At 28.4% G+C, this 16,114-nt stretch carries 13 protein-coding genes; 9 read left to right on the forward strand and 4 right to left on the reverse strand.

Features of this window, described 5'->3' with window-relative positions:
- Positions 1–371: 371 nt before the first annotated feature.
- A complete protein-coding gene (locus tag ACPDHL_RS15360) occupies positions 372–1,004 on the reverse strand; it encodes a response regulator (RefSeq protein ID WP_430530152.1) in 633 nt (210 codons plus the stop codon).
- On the reverse strand, positions 997–2,946 hold the full coding sequence (locus ACPDHL_RS15365; RefSeq protein ID WP_430533621.1) for a tetratricopeptide repeat-containing sensor histidine kinase: 1,950 nt from the start codon (positions 2,944–2,946) through the stop codon (positions 997–999). Before ACPDHL_RS15365 ends, ACPDHL_RS15360 begins: the two co-directional genes overlap by 8 nt.
- Before the next feature lie 160 nt (positions 2,947–3,106).
- Here ACPDHL_RS15365 and ACPDHL_RS15370 point away from each other — a divergent pair, with 160 nt between their 5' ends.
- The 7 genes from ACPDHL_RS15370 to ACPDHL_RS15400 all read left to right on the forward strand — a co-directional run bounded on the left by ACPDHL_RS15370 (position 3,107) and on the right by ACPDHL_RS15400 (position 11,903).
- Positions 3,107–3,580, forward strand: a complete 474-nt coding sequence (locus tag ACPDHL_RS15370; protein WP_182646511.1) for a hypothetical protein — start codon at positions 3,107–3,109, stop codon at positions 3,578–3,580.
- A gap of 62 nt (positions 3,581–3,642) precedes the next feature.
- Complete coding sequence (locus ACPDHL_RS15375) at positions 3,643–4,647, forward strand: OmpA family protein (RefSeq protein WP_182646512.1); 1,005 nt, start codon at positions 3,643–3,645, stop codon at positions 4,645–4,647.
- 58 nt (positions 4,648–4,705) lie between these two features.
- Positions 4,706–5,644: a hypothetical protein gene (locus tag ACPDHL_RS15380; protein ID WP_182646513.1), complete on the forward strand. Its 939-nt coding sequence runs from the start codon at positions 4,706–4,708 to the stop codon at positions 5,642–5,644.
- 4,104 nt (positions 5,645–9,748) lie between these two features.
- Positions 9,749–10,081, forward strand: coding sequence for a hypothetical protein (locus ACPDHL_RS15385; RefSeq protein WP_002992048.1), 333 nt, complete (start codon positions 9,749–9,751; stop codon positions 10,079–10,081).
- Between the two features lie 584 nt (positions 10,082–10,665).
- Positions 10,666–10,896, forward strand: coding sequence for a hypothetical protein (locus tag ACPDHL_RS15390; protein WP_060875544.1), 231 nt, complete (start codon positions 10,666–10,668; stop codon positions 10,894–10,896).
- Positions 10,897–10,914: 18 nt separating this feature from the next.
- The gene (locus ACPDHL_RS15395; protein WP_002992054.1) at positions 10,915–11,133 is read left to right on the forward strand and encodes a hypothetical protein; all 219 of its coding nucleotides are present in this window, start codon (positions 10,915–10,917) and stop codon (positions 11,131–11,133) included.
- A 536-nt stretch (positions 11,134–11,669) separates the two neighbouring features.
- On the forward strand, positions 11,670–11,903 hold the full coding sequence (locus ACPDHL_RS15400; RefSeq protein ID WP_231738184.1) for a DNA topoisomerase: 234 nt from the start codon (positions 11,670–11,672) through the stop codon (positions 11,901–11,903).
- A gap of 564 nt (positions 11,904–12,467) precedes the next feature.
- Here ACPDHL_RS15400 and ACPDHL_RS15405 read toward each other — a convergent pair.
- A complete protein-coding gene (locus ACPDHL_RS15405; protein ID WP_060875543.1) occupies positions 12,468–13,181 on the reverse strand; it encodes an ion channel in 714 nt (237 codons plus the stop codon).
- A 629-nt stretch (positions 13,182–13,810) separates the two neighbouring features.
- Here ACPDHL_RS15405 and ACPDHL_RS15410 point away from each other — a divergent pair.
- Positions 13,811–14,923 carry a DEAD/DEAH box helicase gene (locus ACPDHL_RS15410; protein WP_430533622.1) on the forward strand — a complete coding sequence of 371 codons (1,113 nt, stop codon included), beginning with the start codon at positions 13,811–13,813 and terminating at the stop codon, positions 14,921–14,923.
- 93 nt (positions 14,924–15,016) lie between these two features.
- On the forward strand, positions 15,017–15,208 hold the full coding sequence (locus ACPDHL_RS15415) for a cold-shock protein (RefSeq protein WP_430533623.1): 192 nt from the start codon (positions 15,017–15,019) through the stop codon (positions 15,206–15,208).
- Positions 15,209–15,343: 135 nt separating this feature from the next.
- Here the strand turns inward: ACPDHL_RS15415 and ACPDHL_RS15420 are convergent, their stop codons facing one another.
- Positions 15,344–16,075, reverse strand: a complete 732-nt coding sequence (locus ACPDHL_RS15420) for a beta-1,6-N-acetylglucosaminyltransferase (RefSeq protein WP_430533624.1) — start codon at positions 16,073–16,075, stop codon at positions 15,344–15,346.
- Positions 16,076–16,114 lie beyond the last annotated feature (39 nt).

A 16,114-nucleotide genomic window follows, 5' to 3' on the forward strand; every position in this document is an offset into this window, starting at 1 on the left:
GTCTTTCTAATTCTTTTCATAAGTCAAAGATAAGTTTTTATGCTTAACTCTTTGTCCAGACTAAGTTAGCAAGTCCAGCATGAACATAGATCTGCAAATTGGGGAAAAAGACCATTATAATGATGTAACAATAGAAAAAAACGAACTGAAAATATAGGACAGTCCCATTTCCAATAAGATTATGATAGACAACTAACTGGCCAAAGACCTTTTCGAGTTTATCACGCAGGAAAATTTGCAGAGTTCAGATTTGGGGTTGTTTAGTCTGTTGGCCCAAACATAAGGCGAGGATTACGAAAAAGGGTAGCTTGCTAAGTGTATGAAGAAAAAGAGGAGAGATAGTAGATTGATTTTAGCTAATCTGAATTTATCTATATCAATTTATTTTCCGTGGCTACTTTGACTAATTCGATCATATTTTTTGCCTTGAATTTTTGCAATAAATTTCTGCGATGTGTTTCTACTGTAATAACTGATATGAATAATTTTTCAGCAATTTCAGCAGAGGTGTTTCCTTTGGTAATTGATTCTAATACCTGCTTTTCTCGCTTGGTCAGTCTTGGTAACTCAAAATTGTTTGATGAAGCAGATAACATAATTTGCTGTACTTCTTTACTTAATGCAATTCCTCCATGTATAGCGTTATCAATACATTGAATGATTTCACAAGCATCTGCATTTTTCAAGATATAGCCATTTCCGCCATTTTCTAAAAAACGAAATATGATACTGCGTTCTGCCTGATTACTTATCCCGATAACTATAGTTTTAGGTGATTTTTGTTTAATTGATTTGCAGAAGTCTAAACCACTTCCATCATTCAAAACAATATCTAGTAATACAATATGTGCTGTGTTTTCTTGAATAAAATCTAGTGCTGACAATCCTTTTGTAAAAGAAAATAGTTGAAATTTATCCACCTGTTGTAATAACGATTTTAGTCCTTCTAAAATCATCGGGTGGTCATCAACTATTACTAAATTCAAATAATCATTTTTATACATAGCATTCTACATTTATGGTAGTTCCTTTTCCTTTTTCCGATAAAATTTCTACTGTTCCGTTCATTAACGCTGTACGACTTTTAATATTTTTTATTCCTAAACCATAAACTACTTTAGATGTGTCAAAACCAATTCCGTCATCTTCAATCGTTAGATTTATTGTATTTTCATGTTGACTAATTTGAACAATTACATTGTTTGCCTGTGCGTATTTGATAACGTTACTGATGCTTTCCTGAACAATGCGGTATAATGATAATTGTATTTTAAATGGGATGTTGTCTGTTACACCAAAAGCTTCAAACTGAATGTGAAATTGTTTTTGTGACAAGGATTCGCAAAGTTCTTTCAGTGCAATTTCCAATCCAAGGTTTTTTAATGTTTCAGGCATTAGATTTCTGGCAATACGACGCATTTCTACAATAGACTTATCTATATTTTGTAATAAATCTTCTGAATTTGGAGCATTTTCTTGAGAGATTGACATGCGAATATTCGCAAGCATTCCGCCCATACTATCGTGCAAATCTTGAGCTATTCGTTGACGCTCTTGTTCTTCGCCACGCAAAACAGCTTTTGTCGCTTCGTATTTTCGTTCGCTTTCAATATGTAAAAGATCTTGCTGGTGACTGATGCTGATTTGAGCGTTTAATTTCTTTTGATTCTTATAGGTAAGATAAATTAAAAATGTAATAATCAAACTTAAGCTCAAAGCTATTCCTAAGATGCTAATCCGTAGATTTTTATTTTTTGCAATTAGTTCATTTTCTTTTTTTAATTGAGCTATCGTTTGTTTTTTATCAGCAGTTTGATGTTCAATCTCAAGCTCGTTCATCTTCTCTAATAATTTTTGTTGTTGTAAACTATCACTTAGCGTACTCGATTTCTTCATCCAATTATAAGCTTCTTTATGATTTCCCAATACATCGTTTACAGCAGCCAGTTGCGTATAGGTAATTTTGCGATTTACATCTTCTCTACTTAAAATATTTTCTTGTAAGATATGCTCTAACTGCAACTTAGCTTTATGATAATCTTTCTGCATGAGATAAACGTTATACATTCTAAAATACAGCATGTGCAATAGTTTACCTTGTTTTCTTTCTTTTGCCAATTTTGCTCCCTTTTCTAAGCTCACTAACGCTTTTTCAAAATCTTGAACTGTCGTATAATACATAGCTTCTTGATAGTAATAATTTGAATAATGCTGCGAATTTGGATAGTGCTCAATAAGTTTTTTTGCTTTTTTAAGATATATCTCAGCCGATTTACTATCTGGTTTGTAACAATAGTTACTTACTAAATTGAGATACGTTATCATGTGAATTGTATTTAACTGTGGGATTTCATCCAGCTGTTCTAACGCTTTTTTATGATACTCTTCTGCTGTTTCGAACTGTCCTACCGACATAAAAGTTAAACCCAATTGTGTATAGCTGTACGCCAAAAGTTTTTTGTTTTTGCTTTTTTCGCTTAACGGAATACATTGTTCAGTCAGTGTCTTTACCATAAAATCATATCCCTTGTCTTCCACTTGTATGTAAGCATTATTATATAATGATTTTATCAATAAATCTATATTTGTAGGATCTTTTTCTAAAGAATTTATTGCACTTTCATAATGCTTTAGTGCAGTGGTTTTATTGCCTTGATGTGAATAAAATACAGCTTGATAGTAAGCTAAAACACCTTCAGTCAAAGTCTTTTTTTGGGAGGATAATACAACATTTAGTGCCTGTCTACTTTTTAGACTATCTGTTTGAGACCAATATTCTGAAAGCAACAAATAATTATGTAAACGAACACTGTCATTTATATCATTTTCAATTTTATGCTGGATTTGTGTTACGTACTTTATTTCGTCCAAAGGAACAAGTTGCTGTGCCTGTAATATATTAATATATAAAAAAACAAATAGTATAGATGAAATATTTTTGAACATTGGTTTGTTATTAAATTACAAATATCCAAATAAAAAGTATTGCTTTTTTACTATAGTGAGAAAATCATGGTAAACCATTAGATAAAAAATCAAGGTTTTCAATGATTGTCCCGATTTCACGTTTTGCAGACCTTTGTATCTCACAATAAAATAAAATTTTATGAAAAAAGTAAACACAAAAATTGCGTTTTTAGGCATATTAGCCACATTAGCCACATTGACATTTGGAACAGTTGCTACAAGTTGTAGTAAAAATGATGATAATGACGGATACGAACAACCAGCAGAAGGCACTATTGATGCTGCTGTGGGAACGTATAAAGGAAAGTTAAGCACAAGTGATAGAAATGGTGCGTATGAATGGTTCGATGCTATTGTTATCGTTACAAAAGAAGGAACTAATAAATTAAAAATTACCGCAAAATCAGGTGAAGAATATTCTTATGTAACGCCTAAAACTTTCACTGTAGAAACTTGTGCTTGTTTTGGCGAGAACACACAGGACATTGTTTCCTTAACAGGTAGTTTAGAAGGTATTTTTCACTATTATGGTTCTAATAAAAACATTAGTGTTAATACAGATGAACAGTCCGCAACAGATGTTTATTTTGAGTTTGATGGCGTAAAACAATAGATTAAATGCTTTTTTAGCAAGTAAAACGTTTATCTTTAGCCTATCAAAAACATATAAAAAAAATGAAAAAAACAGCTCTTATTTTTGGACTATCAGCTTTGATAGTTTCCTGTAATCAATCTGCAAAACAGCAGGAAGGTACAGAAGATTCCACAGAAGTTACCGTTGAAGCAAACGAAGTTAAAACAGAAGAAGCGAATCCCGCTGCCGATTTCAATATAGAAGATGTTGCGTTTTCTACTGCCGATATAGGTGATTTTCCTTTTATCAATCTTCCAGAAGGATTAGAAGCTCATAAAGGTGCTATAGAAAGAAAATTTGATATTTGTTTCTTTCCAATCAATGGTGTCATGACTCCTTTTGAAGGTAAATTATATAAGGCAAATGTTGGTGCAGTTCGCGGTGAAGAATATTCGCAACGATATTTTGAAAAAAGTATGGAAGATTATTTGCTTTCCGTAGGAGCGGTTAAAGTTTTTGATGGTGAAATCACCAAAGAAGAATACGAACGTTATAACGAACAAGACCCGAATAAAGGTGGTTCTGGAGATATGGGCTATTGGAATCAAAACATCAAGTTTTTTGTTATTCGAAGTAAAGAAAAAGGAAATATTTATATCCAGTTCACATCTAATAATGCAGGAGGAAAATTAAATATTGTACAGGAAGAAGCTTTTAAACAAACCATAACCAAAGTTAGTGCAGATGATATTGCGAAGGATTTGACTGAAAAAGGGAAATCGATTTTATACATCAATTTCGATGTAGATAAGTCTAATATTACGGCTGAAGGAAAAGAAGTGGTCACACAAATTGCAGAAGCACTTCAAAAAGATAAAAACTTAAACATTTCGATCGAAGGTCATACCGACAATACAGGTGATGCTGTTCATAACAAAAAATTATCGAATGATCGTGCAAATTCGGTGATGAATGTTTTAATCACAGGCGGAATTGATAAAGCTCGATTATCAGCTATAGGTTTCGGTTCTGAAAAACCTTTGGTAATCAACAATTCGGACGAAAATAAAGCTAAAAATCGTCGAGTTGAATTGGTGAAAAAGTAAGTAACAATAAAAAGCTGTTTCTTGAAAAAGGGGAAACAGCTTTTTTAATAAATCAAGAATGAAAAAAAATATTATAAGCAGTTTATTATCCGTATTTATTTTGTTTAGTTGTAATTCTTCAGACGAAAACAAATTACCAGATAACAACAGTGAAATTATTAACACACCGTTCACAGAAGGTTCCGTTGAAATGGGAATTTTTAGTAACGACATTGACTTGGGGAAACTTATAGGAAAGATAGATTTCTCTAAAGCTAATACAAAAGAACAATACGAGCAGTTACTAGCCCACGATGCAGATGTAAAAACAATTTTTGATTTGATAGCGAATATGGGAAACCAAAATCCATTAGCAGCTTGGGCGGTAACGTTAAATATTGCGGAATGTACTTATAACATTAAAAATGATGAAGTATTAGGGAAAGTTCGTGGTTTTGGATGGACAATGGATAATTATTATAATAAATCTCAGGATCAAGCAAGTCTTTACTTGGAAACGTTGGCCCAAACCGATAAAATTATTGAACAAGACAAAAAAATATATTCCTCTTATAAACCTTCTGAAAACAAAGGGTCTGGAGCAATAAACAATGTAGATTTTAGTCAGTTTAATAGGGAAATAAAAAACGACAAACAAACTATTTTAGGTTATGAATGCGATGTAGTTGTTTATACCCCAAAAATAAAAGATGAAAATGCACCAATGCAATTACAAAAATTAGTTGTTTATACTTCGCCATTGTTTAATAACGTTATTAATTTTGCACATCCGTTTTATTTAGAAGAAGATCAGGGAATTTTGCGTTTAGATATTTATTATTTGAATAATGAAACCCCAACCTTGGTAATGAAGCCTAAGGAAATTAAAGAAATAAAACTTACAGCAGACGATTTAACAAGTAGAACCACTATTCCGGTTTATACACAAGATGATATCAATTGGGGGTTTAAAGCTTTAGGTATTATGATGAGTGGATGGGGAATGTTAGAGAACTAAAATTGATATGACCCGATAACTATTATTTTTCATTTTGATGATTTTGAGTCATGCAAATGTTCAGGAAATTCGATATAAATTTTCAAAGACATCATTGCTCAAATAGATGAAAAACAAAACGCTATATCATATTCATTAAATTTTGTATATTTGCTACGAGCTAACGGAAATGTGTTGAAAATAAAAGCAATAATCGCCGTTATCAAATCGTTACCTGATTATTTTGATAATTTTTATAAAAGCTTAGTATTCAACTGATACAGCTTTTTCCTGAAAACTTTAAAATAAAATTTGTATTTTCTAATACATTTTAGTTAGTTTAATGAAAATATTATTTTGATACTTTAGCTGTATGAATTTTTTAATTCTCCTATCAATAATGTCAATATGTTTTAATTCATTTGTTCTATTATCTTTTAAAAATAGATACAAGTTCTTGACATCAGGGGGCATGTTATCAACAGAATTAATATTATGTTTATAACATGAATTAATACATATTGCATAACTTATACTCATAACTGAGTTAAGTTAAATTCTGTATTTAAAATCTATTTGCATTAATACATTTAATTTTATCGTTGGTGAATAACATAACAAGATGTGATTTAAAAACTATATTTTTATATCCCAAGTTTCCTAGGCTTATTTAAACAAGTAAGTAAAGTTAAAGAAATACATTGTATATAATAAATTATATTTAGTATTGAGTAATGATAATGAATATGTTTGACTCTTTTGGTTAAATAAAATAGTTAAAACATGCTATTTAGATGTTGGTTTAAGTGAATAATTGTGATATTTATTAGTTTTTTTTAAATACAAGATGGTTGATGTATTTTTATTTGTATTCTATTGGATTATTTTATATTTTTGTATTACGATCATACAACAAACAAGTTTTACTTTTACTGATTTTATATTAAAATTTAATTCAAAATATAGTGGGGACTAATAATGAGTTAATATTTTTTAGAACAATAAAACAGAATATTAGTATTTGTAGAGCAATTTTTTTCTAAGAATCCTACTGTAGGATTTAAAACTTAACAGTGATTTTGATTCAAAAAAGACTATTTAGAAAGTCTGAAAAAACAAACTCACCCTGCCAAAAGGCGGGGTGAGTTTGTTTTTAAAAATAGTTATCTTCATTGTCTGGTTTGAATAGTAAGTAAAAGAAATATAATTTTCAAATTTGAGAGTTTAAAATCATCAAGTTTATTTCCTGAGTTTTTTTAAATATCATCTGCATATTATAATTAAATCTTAATCAATACTTATTGCAATAATACTCATGCTTTTCATAATATTTAGTGCACTCTTTAGAGTGATGTTTTTTAAATGGTTATCTGGAAATAGTTTACCTGATCATCACGTTATTAATTATCTTGAGGTAAGAGATTAAAAGGTCAGATCTATCAGTTTTTTGCTAATGTTGTTCTTTTGTTACAAGAATAATATGTTAGCTTACAAGCTCAATATATAGATGGAACAAATGGGATTAGTCTCTAATTGATACACTTTTGTATGGATTGGTTCTCTAAAGAAGAAGAAAGTTAAGTTAAAAATAAAATTCAACATATTCACAAAACAATAGAGAGTCATATCAAACAGAGCCGAAGTGAGTCAGTAATAAAATATTGTGCTAAAAGTATTGATAGCTTACAAAAAAGTTGCTGTATAGAGCTAATTTATTCACGCCTACAATCAAGTGACCAAAAAATTCATAAGAAGAATATTTACTTTACTTTGAAAAATGTGAAAAAACAACTAGAAACTTTAGGTACTCGTAATAGTTATAGTAAAACCAAAAGAGAAACCACTTTAATGTGAATAAAGAATACCATATGTAAAATGAGTAACTTGGGCTTACTTATAATATTTCATTTAATTACTGAAAATGAATTTGTTACATAGGTTGCAATTGTGCAAAGATCAATCGATATTACTCCTTAATGGATTACCTGGAGACCTTTGAATAAAGGTATAGACAACAAAGTAAAGAAATAGTAATAGATATTTGGAATAGTGACGAAGAAAATTATCTATATTTATTTGAGAATGAAATAACACTTTGTGTAAAATAATTAAATTTTACACAGAACAACTATAAGAACAAAGGTAGTTAAAAAAAACTAGATTTAATAGAAGAACTCTTGATAGGTGATGAATTTGAAAATTGATAAAAGTGATAGAAGAGTAAATGTAGTCTAGAGGTGAATTATCCTATAACAATAACATCTACGTGTTCTTCTCCGTTGAGTAATTTTGTTTTTACTAGTTCTGTAATTAAAAAGAGGAATAGTATATAACCGCTTAGATCTGAAAGGAAAGTAGATTATAAATACGATTATACAAAGTCTATGAAAATTTGTCGTAAAATTGAAAAGCAGTTTAATTTAACTCTATTAATTAAACAAACACAGAGAAAACTAAACAAATTCAATTCACACCAATAGACTATACCAAGCGCATTTAAAAAAAACTCAAAATAGCCTTAGTGATACTGTATACCTAAATGCTATAGCTGTCTCTAAAAGACGAACTTGAAAATATAGACGCAACTATTTTTATTGAACGATTAAAGGAAATAAAATCTTTAGAAGTGGCCTATATAACATTTAAAAACTCATCTGAAAGTGATAGAATTTATGATTATTGTTGTAAAAATGGATTACATTTTAAGCAACCTGGATTAGTTGATTCCAAGCGTTTTGGACTGCATGTTTTATGATGCTAATTAAGCAAAGATCAGAAGTAGAAAAAATGTAAAACATAAAATGGCTCGTTTTACAATTGATCAACAGTTGAATGATAATTAATTGTTGAAGATTTTTAATTTTTGAAAGCGATTGTAAGGTCGTGATCCTTCCACTTAGATAAGTTTAAAGGTATTTATCTAGATACGAATCTTGTTAGTTTTTCAAGAATTGTTCATAATTATTTTATTGAAAATAAAGGATTTAATAGTTGGAAAGATTTATTAGAGGAGCGATCGACCTAAAGATAACTAAATTTTATTGCTGTAAATAAGCATGTTTGACGCCTAATACAATCTCTAACTACTTTTTATATATTTCCTTATTAGTCATTAGTATTTTTGAATGATAATAAGCTATACACTAGCAAAAGGAGGAAAGCGTTATCATAGAATAGGAGCGTATTCATCTGTTTTTTTAATCGTTTCGCTGAAGTAAAATGTTATACCTCGCGATACAATAAATAAGATCCTAGCATTCATAGGGGTTTATCCCCAATTTTTGTATTTTTGTACAACACTTTTTTCAAAGTAATTCAAAGGAAAATCAACTGATGAATTTTAACAGATTTATTAGAAGGAATGGGGGATTTTAGTAGCGAATTGGCGATTTTTTTACATGTCTTATTTTACTTCAAATTAATCATTTGGAGAATCTATGAAATCTTTGATTTTAAAATCATTCCATACTTTTTGATAAATATTAATCATATGTGTGATTATGACTCGAAAATGATAATCAATCATATTATAGGTAATCCTATCTTACAGTATTCTGATAAGTAAATGATTAGGATTAACTGGAAAAATATCTTTAATTATCAAAAAGTAATCATCTTTATATAAAAATCGTTCTTGTGGTATTTGGGTAAAATCTTTCATTTAAAATAAAGGCTCAAATTCAACTTTAGGTTTCCATTTTTGGATAGGTAAACTAACAGTTAAGTTATATCGTTTTTGCAAAAAAAGCTCATCTTGAAGCTGGTGTTTTCCCTATTTGATTTACAATGGTCTCTCCAAGAAGATATTTACTTGCTATGTAAAACTCGTTCCGTTTGTAGAGTCTATCTATTAAGTTTACAAGATTTATAAAATTTGATAAGAAATAAGTATTATACCTTATGTCTTATATAATATGCTTAAATAAAAAAGCCCCAATTAAGGGGCTTTTTTATTCTAGTCTTGAATGCTTGAAAAACCTAGATTTTTTTTGTTTTTTAAACGTAATTTTTTGATAAAAAAAGAATAAAAATTAGCTTTTATTTGAAAATAAATTAATTTTTATTCTTTTTTTATTATATTTGATATGGTTAACCATTATTTTTAATAATTTAAAATCAGAAACTATGAAGAATTTTATTATGTTATTTTTATTGGTATTTGGAGTAAATACCGCAGTCCAAGCTCAGACCAGAGCGCAATTTAAAGATGTAAGAAGCGGAGAGGTTCTTGAATATCAATTTGAACGCTCAATAAGCAAAGATGCTGTTAAAGCTATTTTAGAAGAAGGCCAAAGAATTTCACCTTCTTCTTCAAATTACGGAGGTTCTTTTACTTTATATGTTGGAATCTATGATAGAAATAGAGGGGTGTGGGATATTTATGAAGGAGAATATCATTATCCTAGACATTTCACTTTTAGAGATATTATTCAAGATCTTATAAATCGTTATTTTTAAATAAAAATATATTTATATAAACAGGAAAGCCCCTTAATTGGGGCTTTTTTTTGTTACTAGAACAGTATATTTTGAATTTAGTGAAATAGCCTTTTTATTGAGTGAGTGGTATATTAAGTTAAAAATAGATATCATATATTTCATCTACTAATAAATTTAATTAAATGTTTTTATATCTATAGTTGATAATAATTTAACTAAATAAATCCAAAGATATTTTTTATACAGTATAGATATATTGAATTAAAAAAAAATATTGCTTTTTGCTTAAAAAGCAAAGGATTTGTATTTGTATAATTTAAATTAACAATAAATAATTAAATTTTAATATAATTTGTTTTAATATGATTTTTTTATTTATATTAGCATTATAATACGTGGGCCTAGGGAGCTTAAATCGTATAAAAAATTGCGTCCAGCTGTCTTAATTATTTAAGGCAGCTTTTTGTGAATTCTATATTTTTAGTAATATCGTATTTTATAATTACTGTTGTGTAAGGAGCTATATATCTTACATCTTATTGTTAATGACTGTCTTAATTTTAGACAGTCATTTTACACTGCTTAATCAATAATAAAAAACAATGGAAGTAAACTTTAGAGATAAAAGCCAACTTAATTCAGTAATGAATATTATGCTTCATACTATATTGATGTATATTTTAGAGCATAATATAGGTTCTGTTTCAGAGATGACAAAAGATATCCAGGATTCATATAATTTTTTAAAAGATAACAGAACGAATGAATTACAACATATAGACATTGTTGACAGGAGAATGAAAAAGATTAATAAGAAGAAAGTATTAGAATAATCTTTATTACAGATTTCTATGAAACACGAAATTAGCCAAGAAGAGTTGGATATGATAATGGAAACATTAATGTTTGATTTGATTTATCATATAGTTGAATTTGAGTTGACATCTATTGATCAATTTTCTGAAGAAAAAAAGAAAGTATATGAGTTCTTGAAAAGTAATGGAACAAAATTTAGTAAAGGATATTACCCTCATGTAAAAGTAGACGTGGAAATAAATAAGAGTTATTAAGCAAAATATGTATATATGAATAAATCAATGGTATTACGGCTTGCAAGAATATTAGAATAAAAAATGATATGATTGGTTTTGGAAAAATTTTTGATAAAACTCACAGCGAAAAAATCTCAAAGAAAATATCTAAAATCACAAACAGAAAATTAAAAAAAAATGGTAACCTGCATAAGGAGGTTCTTAATAGATAAGCCGCTCAATTGAGTTCTTATTTGTTTCTATTAGCGCCATGTATTCACTGAGCTTAAATTTGAGCCTAGTAATATTTTACTTTTTGAATCAATATAAGTGCTTGATTTATATAGACTATCCAAATTTGGATAGTCTATTTTTGTTTACTGATCTCACATTTGAGAATGGTTAATTTTTCTCTAACTGTCACTAAGTAATACTATAAGTAATACTTGATATTTATTACTGCTTTGAAGGCTAAAACATAATTATCCTTAAGCAAATCGAACTTTTTTTTACACTTTGAAATAGAGTAAAATAATTCGACAAGCTATATAGAGAATACTTCTTTTACAAAGAAGCTGTATTATCAACTAGAACTTACCCATCAAAAAGAAGGAGTATTATTCAAGTCACTCTCAATTGATAAGTCAGAGGATCAACACAAGGCAGAACAAGCGTTCAAACGCATTGAGAAACAAAGCGAATCTATCATTACAAAAGTAGAAATAAAGACTGTTAAAGAAGATTCTCAACTACTTTTTGATTTAACCTCACTTCAAAAAAGAGCCTATGAGCTCTTTGGATGGCTCTAAGCTTGTATGAAAAGAAGTTTATTACCTATCCGCAGACATCGAGTAAGTATGTTCCTGGGGATTTATGGCGGGAGATTCCCAGTTTATTAAAAGTACTTTCTGATGATAGTAGGTATAATAACCTGCTTTTAAAATTAAAGCTTGCAAGGTTTAATAGAAGATAGTGAATGATGTGAAGGTTACCAATCATCATGGGCTATTAACCACAAATAGACTTAGCGCTATAAAAGAAAGTATTTATCATTTGATTGCACAACGCGTATGGGAATCAGTATTTGATTCTTGTATAAAAAAGCAAACAAAGGTTGCCTTAGATATTTATGATTGTGAATTTAGTTTTAAATTCACTTGAATTTGGTTATTCGTTGTATTTGTTTTTATTAACTTTTGTAATGATAGATAATTAATGTTTTGCTATAACTTTCTTATTTATAAAACAATAAAAGAATAACATGAAAAAATCCTTATAAGATAATATTCTAATACGGATTTTTTTACTTTCTAGAAAAGAGAAAAAAGTAAATATATAGCATTGAGATAATATTTCACTTATGATAAATTAGACTACTTAATTTTACTTTTAACTTTTTTTCCTTGAAAAGCAACTTTTCGCTGTACTAAAGAAGTGACATATACTGTAAAAAAAGGAAACATAGTAATGCCAGAAATAGCTGTTATAACAGATAATATTTTACCAACTGGAGTAATTGCAATAATGTTAGAGCCAGTAGTAGTAGCTCCCATAGCCGCCCACCAAAGAGCATCAAAATATGAATTTACATCTGGATTGATTTCATGTTCAAAAACATAAAAAATAAGACTATAAAAATATATTAATGACATTAAAATTAGTATATAAGAGAAAAACAAACCCGAAATTTTCTTTCTACTTAACATGATAATGACAAAACCAAGTGCATATCCTCCTCTAATTAAGGGAATGAATCGAAAGAAATATTTTACTTCAGAGGAGAAACTAATTTCTAAGGCTTGAAATATATTGAGATAAGGAATGGAAATTAGAATAAAAATTATATTATTCCAAAAGAATTTTGATTTCTTCTTTGATAGAATAAATTCAATGAATAGACTTAGTAAAAAATAAATACAAATCCACAATTGAATTTTCATATAAGTATCCCCAGTTAAATAAGAAATATTACTAAAGGTATCAATAGAAATACTTACTCCTAATACAATTAGCATAAAGGCTGAAATTATATGTAATGTCTTAATAATTTGTAGCTTTACTTTTTCTTTTGATATAGCCTCTGACATATTTTGAGTAGTTTGTTAAAAGGTACAATGATAATATTATCTATACTTAATTTAGTACAAAAAATGCTAATATAAAATTATATAGCTAATTAAAAGAGCAAAATTTGGTTCAATAAATATTTTCTTTTTGCCAATTAATGAGATTATCAATTAAGTTTAAAAAACTGTTTTATTGTCTAGATCAATTTATTTTATTGTAATTCAAATAAATTGATCTATCTTTGTCAAGAATTTATAAACAGGCTTCTGCCTTTTGCCTTATCTGAAAGTAGTCAAAAACATTTTTTCTTTCTCAGTTTTTGCTTTCAGTTGTCTTAATTACAATTATTTTTGTTAAAAAGTACATTTTATTTATTGCTAAATATATAATGTTAGTAACTTTTTGTAAAAGTTAAAAATTATTAATACATTTTTTAAATGGATTTTGATTATACTAATTTTTATAACAACTAAAATAAAAGTAATAAGAGGTTTTAAATTTAATTTTCTTTAAATATTAGATGGTCTTATAATTTAACTACCTATTTTTTTCAGATAAGAAGCTTTGTTTTTTATAATCTAACTACTCCAGATTATTTAAAACTATATATAGGAGTTAAATAAATACTGGTAATTCCAGTCAAACCAAGATGAGTTTTAAAAAATTAAATATAATTCAACCCATACTAGAGGCAATTAGTAAAGTGGGGTATCAGACGCCTACAGCTATACAAGAGCAAACAATTCCGCATATATTACAAGGGAGAGATTTAATTGGGTGTGCACAAACAGGAACTGGTAAAACAGCTTCATTTGCAATACCTATTTTACAGCTTTTAAATCAAAAAAGCAGTTCGAAAAAAGTAATCCGCTCTCTTATTTTAACTCCAACAAGAGAATTAGCTATTCAGATTAATGAGAATTTTAAAATCTATGGTGAGTTTCTAAGATTAAGACATTTAGCTGTTTTTGGAGGGGTGCCACAAAAAAAGCAAGTAGCTCAACTAAATCGTGGCGTTGATATATTAATTGCTACTCCAGGACGTTTGTTGGATTTGTTAAATCAACATTGTTTAGATTTTAGTCATGTTGAGATTGTAGTACTTGATGAGGCAGACCGCATGCTTGATATGGGGTTTGTAAAGGATGTAAAAAAAATACTTACAAAGATACCTTCTAAACGACAAACGTTGTTTTTCTCGGCTACTATGCCAATCGAAATAAAAAAATTGGCTTTACAAATTGTGAGAAATCCGATAGAGATTACAGTTACTCCTATTTCTTCTACAGCCAGAACAATTAAGCAATCCATCTACTTTGTCGAAAAAGAAGAAAAGTTGAATTTGCTTTTTACTATTCTAAAGGATAAGTCAATAAAGCGTTCTTTAGTGTTTGCAAGGACTAAACACGGGGCAGATAAATTAGTGAAAAAGCTAGCGAGTATGGGGATTTATACAGCTGCTATTCACGGTAATAAATCACAAAATGCAAGATTAAAAGCATTAAATGATTTTAAAAATAATCGCATTAGAGTGCTTATAGCAACGGATATTGCAGCAGGAGGTATTGATATAGCTGAACTACCTCATGTATTAAATTATGAATTACCTAATGAACCTGAGAGTTATGTTCATAGAATTGGTAGAACAGGGCGTGCAGGTGTTCAAGGCACCGCAGTTTCTTTTTGTGATGAAGATCAGTTAAAGGATCTTAAGAAAATTGAAAAACTCATTGGATTCACTATTCCGGTAATGTCGAGTTAAATTCATCTTTGTAATTAAATAAATATAAATGTAATCTTATACTTAAAAGATAAGTGTAAAAGTGAATATAAATCAATTAAAATAAAAACCTATATGCAAGAAGGTAAAGTAAAATTTTTTAATGAATCCAAAGGTTTTGGATTTATTGCACAAACAAACGGAAGTGGAGATATTTTTGTACATACAACAGGACTACTAGATAATATTTGTGAAAATGATGATGTTGTTTTTGATCTACAACATAGTCATAAAGGGTTAATAGCGGTAAATGTTAAAAGAAAATAGTCTATCGATATTATAATAAGGAAGTATAAGAGACTTCTAAAAAAAACCTCGCTTTAAAGGCGGGGTTTTTAAGTTTAGATTTTAAAAAATGGACTTAGTTAGTATCAGTAAAATATTTTACAGGCAAGTATTATTTCAATTTTGTTGATTACTATTTAGCCCTAGTTCATTTTTATTTTCTTTTTTATCCATTAGGGGTAATTGATAATTATCTTCAATGCATTTGTCTATTATACTGTTAGACGTCAAATTCATTTTTCTTATAAAAAAATGATTATTAGATTTTATTTTTTTTAGAATTAATTCAACTGGTTCGCTTTTTGAAAATAATATTCTTTGGTCATGATTGATTATTATGCGTTTGTGATCAGAGTTTAATAAGATAGTGGCAAAGAATGAATTAGAAGGTAATAATGAATTTGAATATAAGTCTATATAATGATCAACTACTTTACTGTAAGAGAGAAAAGCACATGAATCTCGTGTTAGTATTAACCATGTATTACCCATATATGGTATGATTGTATTTTCACTAAAGCTAGCGTCTTTTAGTGCAATTAAGCCACTATAGTTATGTTTATTACTATTATAAGTATCTAGATTATACTTGCTTTTATCATAATAGATAAAATAATTATGCTCTTTATTATTACTTAAGTATTCACAAATTCTATATTGAGATTTTAAGGGGTAATGGTCATCAGTTAAATTGATGTAATAGTCCCATTTAGCGCTGACATTTAATAAATATTGCATCGCATTTAATTGAATTTTGTATTTATTATAACTATCTGTTTGTAGATAGAAACTATCTAATATGTATACATTTTGTAGGCTTCCCCATTTTAGGACACCTCTAAATTCGATAAATAATTCTTATTATGTTCAGATTTGATGAAGAATTTA

The organism is Myroides sp. C15-4, from assembly GCF_050522745.1.
Lineage (GTDB): Bacteria > Bacteroidota > Bacteroidia > Flavobacteriales > Flavobacteriaceae > Flavobacterium.

Coding starts and splice junctions, on each gene's coding strand:
- ACPDHL_RS15415 (WP_430533623.1), top strand. CDS start 15,017: ATGCAAGAAGGTAAAGTAAAATTTTTTAATGAATCCAAAGGTTTTGGA.
- ACPDHL_RS15395 (WP_002992054.1), top strand. CDS start 10,915: ATGAAACACGAAATTAGCCAAGAAGAGTTGGATATGATAATGGAAACA.
- ACPDHL_RS15405 (WP_060875543.1), bottom strand. CDS start 13,181: ATGTCAGAGGCTATATCAAAAGAAAAAGTAAAGCTACAAATTATTAAG.
- ACPDHL_RS15380 (WP_182646513.1), top strand. CDS start 4,706: ATGAAAAAAAATATTATAAGCAGTTTATTATCCGTATTTATTTTGTTT.
- ACPDHL_RS15375 (WP_182646512.1), top strand. CDS start 3,643: ATGAAAAAAACAGCTCTTATTTTTGGACTATCAGCTTTGATAGTTTCC.
- ACPDHL_RS15410 (WP_430533622.1), top strand. CDS start 13,811: ATGAGTTTTAAAAAATTAAATATAATTCAACCCATACTAGAGGCAATT.
- ACPDHL_RS15370 (WP_182646511.1), top strand. CDS start 3,107: ATGAAAAAAGTAAACACAAAAATTGCGTTTTTAGGCATATTAGCCACA.
- ACPDHL_RS15390 (WP_060875544.1), top strand. CDS start 10,666: ATGGAAGTAAACTTTAGAGATAAAAGCCAACTTAATTCAGTAATGAAT.
- ACPDHL_RS15360 (WP_430530152.1), bottom strand. CDS start 1,004: ATGTATAAAAATGATTATTTGAATTTAGTAATAGTTGATGACCACCCG.
- ACPDHL_RS15365 (WP_430533621.1), bottom strand. CDS start 2,946: ATGTTCAAAAATATTTCATCTATACTATTTGTTTTTTTATATATTAAT.
- ACPDHL_RS15385 (WP_002992048.1), top strand. CDS start 9,749: ATGAAGAATTTTATTATGTTATTTTTATTGGTATTTGGAGTAAATACC.